Source organism: Mesorhizobium sp. M4A.F.Ca.ET.020.02.1.1 (genome assembly GCF_004022645.1).
Classification (GTDB): Bacteria; Pseudomonadota; Alphaproteobacteria; order Rhizobiales; family Rhizobiaceae; genus Mesorhizobium.
In genome coordinates, this window is record NZ_RZOI01000858.1 from 1 (window position 1) to 2,293 (window position 2,293).

The window sequence follows — 2,293 nt, forward strand, 5'->3', positions numbered from 1 at the left end:
GGGTCAGGTAAGTCCGCTGTCGCGATATCCCTTGCGGCGCTTCGTGCGCTCGAGCCGGCTGAAGGCGTTGGTCGCGGCGTCGTCGCTGTCGAACGTCTCCATCATCGACTGTCCGTTTGTGCCGATCCTGCCCCAGTTGCGCATGACGGAAGCGCCGCCGAACAAGGTCGGCTGGATGGTGAGCATATAGAAACGCCGCATGTTCCGTGACGGGTCGATGCGGCGAAGATGAACTAGCCCTGTTTTCTCGTGATCCATGGCCAGAGTCTCGTTTCCTTCGGAAGCGGCGTCCAACGACATTGCTGAATCGATCCGGTTCGACCGATTCGTGGAGATGATGGATCGCGGCGTCGGCCGACGCATGGTTGGCTTGTCTTCGGTAAGGAAGCGTTGGGCGAGGCCCTTCGGGCACGGCTCTACTCGCGCCCCAAATGGCGCTCCCGGAGCCCGCAAGCGGTCTCCGCGCATTCGCGTGACGATCCTCTCGCGAAGGTCGGCCCGCCGGCGCGCATCCCCGACGACTGCAGCGCGAAGCGGGCGCGTGACCGGCTGGTCGCGGGCGGGCGGGCACTGTGCACGCCGGGATTTGCCTCTTTTTCCTTTATGACTGACCTGAGCGGTCGCGTTCGCCCACCAATCCTTCGATCATGCCGAGCAGGCTGGATGCCGTCGATGCCGGCATGTCCAAGATACGCAACATCAGCTTCAATTTGTCGTCGGCTTCCTTCCGGGTTTCCCCGAACAGGTGAGGGGCTGCTGCGTGAATCATCTCCACCGGCGAACAGTCGAGAATTTCGCAAAGATGGATCAGCCGCGTCGCCTGGAGCTTGGAGAAGGCCCGCTCATAGCGCGCGAAGATGGTCTCGTGCAGGCCGATCATTGTACCCATCTGCGCGCGGTTCAGCCGCTTGGCGTCGCGGTGCTCGCGGATGAACTGGCTGAATATTTGCTCCATTTCGCCAAAGCTTCGAATACCCTCAAAGCCGGGCTTCCTGTAGATCGGCTTTTCCGATTCCTCATCGGTCGTTTCGACGAGCCCCTGCTCCTCGATGTATTTTTGAACATCCTTGATCGCCATGGCGGCGGCTTCTGCCCGTTCCTGTTGCCCAAAAAATGCACGTCGGTCTGACGTGCGCATTCGCCCCTATCAGCTCAATTCATTAGAAAGCAGAGCCAATTTGACATTAGTAGCAGGAAAATTAGCCTCGGATCAAATCATCCGTCTTCCTCAAGCGCCGATCTCATCGAGGTATCTGACGATCGCCGCTTCGATAATCGCCTGCATCGACGTTTCCGTGTTGAACGATGCCAGCTTCAACCGGCGTTTTGTCTGCCGGTCGAGACTTACATTGACGAAGAAGTTTTCTCCCTTCACCCGCTCGCGTTTCACCCGCCGCAGTGCCTTTCTTGCCTCCTGCCGGATGTCGATTTCGACCTCCGGCTTGCTGCTTGGCGGTTCCGGCGATCTGGTCGCTATGTCTTGTTGGCGCACGTTGACGGGGCCAGCGGCGATCTGCTTTCGAGGCGCTGTCGCGAACTCATCAAGCGACAGGTTTTCCCGGCGGCTCATTCCACTTCCCCATTTTCACCGCCAAGGTTGAGAAGCGTATCGATCTCTTCGACGACGCTCCGCGTCTCGCGGCGGGCCTTGGCGACTGCCTCGGTCAAATCCTGCATCTGCAGCGTGCCGATGCCGTTCTGGATGTCCTTGTAGACGTTGCGCTCCATCACCTCGGTCCGAAACAGATAGGTGCCGACCTTGTCCTCGATGATCGGACGAATCTTGCGATAAAGCTCGGTATGACGAACGGTCAGCGAGACGCGCGTCCGCAGCACGCCATGCCGGCAATCGCGACCGAGCGCGTCGTTGACGCGCAGGACGGACTCGAAACAGTCGATCGCCCCGAGCACCTCCCGCTTCGATGCCTGGATCGGCGAGATCACCAGGTCGGACCATCCGATCACCGGATCGATGATCGCGGTGTCCTCTCCCGGCGTGTCGATCAGAACGGAGTCAAAACTGTCGGCTGCTCGATCCAGAAAGGCGCTAACCGCTTTGGCGGTCTTATGGCCAAGGACATCTATCCCCTCTGCCTGCGCTTCCTTTTCCCGGCAGTCGCTCCACCACTTGGTCAAATTGCTGCGGGCATCCATGTCGACCATCGCGACGGTGAGGCCCCGCAAGGCATATTCGCCGGCGATGTTCATGAGCGCGGTGGTCTTTCCTGCGCCACCCTTGCCGTTGATGGCGGCGATCACGGTCGGCATCCTGCATTCTCCTACAAATATGTGT

General features: G+C 59.7%; 4 protein-coding genes. All 4 read right to left on the bottom strand.

Annotated elements, in window-relative coordinates; genetic code table 11:
* Positions 1-3 precede the first annotated feature (3 nt).
* The gene (locus EN742_RS32205; protein WP_128333738.1) at positions 4-258 is read right to left on the bottom strand and encodes a WGR domain-containing protein; all 255 of its coding nucleotides are present in this window, start codon (positions 256-258) and stop codon (positions 4-6) included.
* Positions 259-601: 343 nt separating this feature from the next.
* Positions 602-1,078, bottom strand: a complete 477-nt coding sequence (locus EN742_RS32210; RefSeq protein ID WP_128333739.1) for an XRE family transcriptional regulator — start codon at positions 1,076-1,078, stop codon at positions 602-604.
* 150 nt (positions 1,079-1,228) lie between these two features.
* Positions 1,229-1,570 (bottom strand): hypothetical protein, encoded by a 342-nt coding sequence (locus EN742_RS32215; RefSeq protein WP_128333740.1) that lies wholly within the window; start codon positions 1,568-1,570, stop codon positions 1,229-1,231.
* Positions 1,567-2,293, bottom strand: a 727-nt coding sequence (locus tag EN742_RS32220) for a ParA family protein (RefSeq protein WP_245492447.1), incomplete at its 5' end; no start/stop codon positions are given. The genes EN742_RS32215 and EN742_RS32220, both read right to left, overlap by 4 nt.

What these genes read in the sequence shown, in the direction of transcription:
- EN742_RS32205 (WP_128333738.1), bottom strand. Translation starts at nt 258, where the DNA reads ATGGATCACGAGAAAACAGGGCTAGTTCATCTTCGCCGCATCGACCCG.
- EN742_RS32210 (WP_128333739.1), bottom strand. Translation starts at nt 1,078, where the DNA reads ATGGCGATCAAGGATGTTCAAAAATACATCGAGGAGCAGGGGCTCGTC.
- EN742_RS32215 (WP_128333740.1), bottom strand. Translation starts at nt 1,570, where the DNA reads ATGAGCCGCCGGGAAAACCTGTCGCTTGATGAGTTCGCGACAGCGCCT.